Source organism: Aeromonas aquatica (assembly GCF_000764655.1).
GTDB lineage: Bacteria > Pseudomonadota > Gammaproteobacteria > Enterobacterales > Aeromonadaceae > Aeromonas > Aeromonas aquatica.
Genome location: NZ_JRGL01000035.1, coordinates 1 through 3822, shown reverse-complemented (window position 1 = coordinate 3822; position 3822 = coordinate 1). Strand labels below are relative to the sequence as shown.

The 3822-nt window shown below is 60.3% G+C and carries 5 protein-coding genes and 1 pseudogene; 5 read left to right on the top strand and 1 reads right to left on the bottom strand.

Annotated elements, in window-relative coordinates; translation table 11 throughout:
- Positions 1-21: 21 nt before the first annotated feature.
- The gene (locus LG30_RS0107340) at positions 22-273 is read right to left on the bottom strand and encodes a hypothetical protein (protein ID WP_052100881.1); all 252 of its coding nucleotides are present in this window, start codon (positions 271-273) and stop codon (positions 22-24) included.
- 93 nt (positions 274-366) lie between these two features.
- Between LG30_RS0107340 and LG30_RS0107335 the strand changes: the two genes are divergently transcribed.
- The 5 genes and pseudogenes from LG30_RS0107335 to ubiB form a co-directional block, all read left to right on the top strand.
- Positions 367-1632 (top strand): cytosine deaminase, encoded by a 1266-nt coding sequence (locus LG30_RS0107335; protein ID WP_033130059.1) that lies wholly within the window; start codon positions 367-369, stop codon positions 1630-1632.
- An 82-nt stretch (positions 1633-1714) separates the two neighbouring features.
- Positions 1715-2092 carry a fluoride efflux transporter CrcB gene (gene crcB, locus LG30_RS0107330; RefSeq protein WP_033130058.1) on the top strand — a complete coding sequence of 126 codons (378 nt, stop codon included), beginning with the start codon at positions 1715-1717 and terminating at the stop codon, positions 2090-2092.
- Positions 2093-2157: 65 nt separating this feature from the next.
- Positions 2158-2910: a bifunctional demethylmenaquinone methyltransferase/2-methoxy-6-polyprenyl-1,4-benzoquinol methylase UbiE gene (ubiE, locus tag LG30_RS0107325; protein ID WP_033130057.1), complete on the top strand. Its 753-nt coding sequence runs from the start codon at positions 2158-2160 to the stop codon at positions 2908-2910.
- 8 nt (positions 2911-2918) lie between these two features.
- Positions 2919-3527: a ubiquinone biosynthesis accessory factor UbiJ gene (locus tag LG30_RS0107320; RefSeq protein WP_033130056.1), complete on the top strand. Its 609-nt coding sequence runs from the start codon at positions 2919-2921 to the stop codon at positions 3525-3527.
- Positions 3527-3822, top strand: a pseudogene (ubiB, locus tag LG30_RS0107315) (ubiquinone biosynthesis regulatory protein kinase UbiB); the annotation flags it as partial. The gene LG30_RS0107320 and the pseudogene ubiB, both read left to right, overlap by 1 nt.

Here is a 3822-nt window from a genome sequence, read left to right as displayed (position 1 = left end):
TCAGGACTAGACACGCATTTTTCAGTTCACCGATATCTGCCTGGCATCGAGATAGAACCGGGCCTGCCCCGATTGTTCTATTTGGATGGCAGCCAGCAGTTTCTCCCCGCGCTTGTATTCCCAGTTGTCTTCGATCGAGGTCAACGGCGGCTTGCGGATGCCCAGCGTCTGCAAATACTCGTGAAACAGGCTGGCGCTTCCTATCTCGGTCAATCCTGCTTTCATCCCGATTACTCCCTTATTGTGTCTGTTTATCAATGGTAGCGTTTTCATATGTATTCAATGTGAACACTTTTCTATTAAATTGATCCAAGCTAAGTTCCGGGTTGGAAAAGGCCTGGGTTTCCTAAAATAGGGAAGAAAAACATGTTGATACAGAAGGTGCGTTTGGCTGACCGTGAGGGTTTCTGGCAGATCCTCTGCCACGAGGGCTATATCCGGGCCATAGAGCCCATGACGAAATCGCTCTCCTCTGCGTCTGAACTGGATGGAGAAGGGGGGCTCGCCATCGCCCCCTTTATCGAGCCCCATATTCACCTCGATACCACCCAGACCGCGGGTGAGCCGAGCTGGAATATCTCCGGCACCCTGTTCGAGGGGATAGAGCGCTGGGCCGAGCGCAAGGCGCTGTTGACCCACGAGGACGTCAAGCGCCGCGCCATCCAGACCCTGAAATGGCAGATGGCCAACGGCATCCAGTTCGTGCGCACCCATGTTGATGTATCCGATCCCAAGCTGATCGCGCTGAAGGCCATGCTGGAGGTGCGCGAAGAGATGAAGCCCTGGGTCGAGCTGCAGATAGTCGCCTTCCCGCAGGAGGGGATCCTCTCCTATCCCAACGGCAGGGCCCTGCTGGAAGAGGCGCTCAGGCTGGGAGCTGATGTGATTGGGGCCATCCCTCACTTCGAGTTCACCCGTGAATACGGGATCGAGAGCCTGCATCACATCTTCGAGCTGGCCGACAAGTACCAGGTGCTGGTCGATGTGCATTGCGACGAGATAGACGATGAGCAGTCCCGCTTCATCGAGACCCTGGCCACCCTGGCCTATGAGCGCGGCATGGGCGCCAGGGTCACCGCCAGTCATACCACCGCCATGCACTCCTACAACGGGGCCTACGCCTCCCGCCTGTTCCGCTTGCTGCGGATGGCCGACATCAACTTCGTGGCCAACCCACTGGTGAACATCCACCTGCAGGGGCGGTTCGATACCTACCCCAAACGCCGCGGTGTCACCCGGGTGAAGGAGATGCTGGAGGCGGGCATCAACGTCTGCTTCGGCCACGACGATGTGTTCGATCCCTGGTATCCCATGGGGACCGGCAACATGCTGCAGGTGCTGCACATGGGGCTGCATGTTTGCCAGCTAATGGGATACGAGCAGATCAATGACAGCCTGAAGCTGATCGGTGAGCACAGCGCTCGTACCCTCAACGTGCAGGATCGCTACGGGCTTGAGGTAGGCAAACCCGCCAACCTGCTGATCCTGCCGGCGGAGAACGGCTTCGATGCGGTGCGGCGCCAGGTGCCGGTGCGCTATTCCATCCGCCATGGCAGCGTCATCGCCGAGACCCGGCCGGCCAGCACCTCGCTGCACCTGCTGACAGAGGAAGTGGTCGATTTTCGCCGCTAGCCACCCCGGTCTTGATCTCGCCACTATCACCAAGCGAGCACCTTTTGCATAATGCCAGCCTGACACGACGGAGTCCGTTACTATGCAAACCTGGTTATTTGTTGCCGTCGGTGGCGCCATCGGTGCCTGCCTGCGTTTCGGCATGACCGAGCTGCTCGCCCTGATGCTCGGCCGCAACTTCCCCTACGGTACCCTGGCGGTCAACGTGGTCGGCTCCTTCATCATGGGGCTGGCCTTCGCGCTCATCAGTCACGGCCATGTGCTGGAAAGCCCGATGAAACCGCTGCTGATGGTGGGTATTCTGGGGGCTTTGACTACCTTCTCCTCCTTCGCCCTGGATACCGTGCTGCTGGCCCAGCAAGGGGCCTATCTGAAGGCGCTGCTCAACACGGCGCTCAACGTCTTCCTCTGCCTCGCCATGGTGGTACTGGGAATGCAGTTGGTGGCGAGCCGGGTTTAAGGTGTCCGGACGCTGGCGGCTCTGGTAAACTGGCGGCCATTCTTTGCTCTATGGGTGTTTGAGGGATGTCGGAACAGACGAATACTACGCATTTTGGCTATAAAACCGTGGCGGCGACCGAGAAGGAAACTCTGGTGGCTGGCGTCTTCCATTCGGTGGCGGCCAAGTATGATCTGATGAACGACCTGATGTCGTTCGGCATTCACCGCCTCTGGAAGCGCTTCACAATCGACTGCTCAGGCGTGCGTAAAGGTCAGAAAGTGCTGGATCTAGCCGGTGGTACAGGGGATTTGACTGCCAAATTCTCCCGCATCGTCGGTGATACTGGCCAGGTCGTGCTGGCGGACATCAACGACTCCATGCTCAAGGTGGGCCGCGACAAGCTGCGCAACCTGGGGGTGGCGAACAACGTCTCCTACGTGCAGGCCAACGCCGAGGCGCTGCCCTTCCCGGACAACCACTTCGACGTCATCACCATCGGCTTCGGTCTGCGCAACGTCACCGACAAGGACAAGGCGCTCGCCTCCATGTATCGGGTGCTCAAGCCGGGCGGACGCCTGCTGGTGCTGGAGTTCTCCAAGCCCGAGAGCGAGGTGATCGCCAAGCTGTACGATCTCTACTCCTTCAAGCTGTTGCCCAAGATGGGCGAGCTGGTTGCGAACGACAGCGAGAGCTACAAGTACCTGGCGGAATCCATCCGCATGCACCCGGATCAGCAGACCCTGAAGGGCATGATGGAGAACGCCGGCTTCGATCAGGTGGACTTCTACAACCTGACCCAGGGGGTCGTCGCCCTGCACCGTGGATACAAGTTTTAAGGTTGCCTATGCCGATGGATGCCATGGTCACCGCGGTGATCGAAACCAGCCTCAACCAGCTGCTTAATCTCGACAAACAGAGCCCGGAGCGGCTGCGCAAGCTGGCGGGCAAGGTGCTCAAGCTGGAGTTGCGTGAACTCAAGCCGCTCTGGTTTGTGTTCTCCGAGCGCCGCCTCGACGTGCTGGCTCAGTTTGAGGGGGAGGCCGATGCGGTGCTGAGCCTCTCCTTGACGGCCCTTGGCCTGCTGAAAGACCCTTCCGCCCTGACCCGCTATATCCGCGAGGAGCGACTCGATCTGAGCGGCGATCCCCAGCTGGTACAGGCGTTCAGCGCCCTGCTGGGAGAGCTCGACATCGACTGGGAAGAAGAACTCTCTCGCTATACCGGTGACGTACTGGCCCACACCCTGTGCGGCGGTGCCCGTCAGGCGCGTCGTCTAGTGGGGCGCGAGTTGTGCCGCACCCAGCGCCAGCTGGCCGAGTACCTGACCGAAGAGGCTCGGCTCGCCCCCGGCCCGCTCGAGGTCGCCAGTTTCAACGACGACGTCGAGCTGCTGGCCCAGCACATGAAGGCCGTCGAGTTGCGGCTCGCCCGCTTCGAACAGCAGGTGAGCTGATGACCCCGAAGGAGTTCAAGCGCCTCTATCGCATCGTCAGCATACTGCTGGAGCAAGGCATCGATGAGCTGGTGCCTGCCCGTTATCAGCCCTGGCCGGGCCGCCTGCTGCGTCGCAGCCTGTTCTGGCTCAAGAACAAGCAGCCAGATCTGAACCGCGGTGCCCGCATCCGCCTCGCCTTCGAGGCCCTCGGCCCCATCTTCATCAAGTTCGGCCAGATGCTGTCGACCCGGCGCGATCTCCTGCCGCCGGACATCGCCGAGGAGCTGGCTCTGCTGCAAGACAGGGTGCCCCC

Bases quoted from the DNA above. Each gene is read 5' to 3' on its own strand.
- ubiE (WP_033130057.1), top strand. From the start codon at position 2,158: ATGTCGGAACAGACGAATACTACGCATTTTGGCTATAAAACCGTGGCG.
- crcB (WP_033130058.1), top strand. From the start codon at position 1,715: ATGCAAACCTGGTTATTTGTTGCCGTCGGTGGCGCCATCGGTGCCTGC.
- LG30_RS0107320 (WP_033130056.1), top strand. From the start codon at position 2,919: ATGCCGATGGATGCCATGGTCACCGCGGTGATCGAAACCAGCCTCAAC.
- LG30_RS0107340 (WP_052100881.1), bottom strand. From the start codon at position 273: ATGAAAACGCTACCATTGATAAACAGACACAATAAGGGAGTAATCGGG.
- LG30_RS0107335 (WP_033130059.1), top strand. From the start codon at position 367: ATGTTGATACAGAAGGTGCGTTTGGCTGACCGTGAGGGTTTCTGGCAG.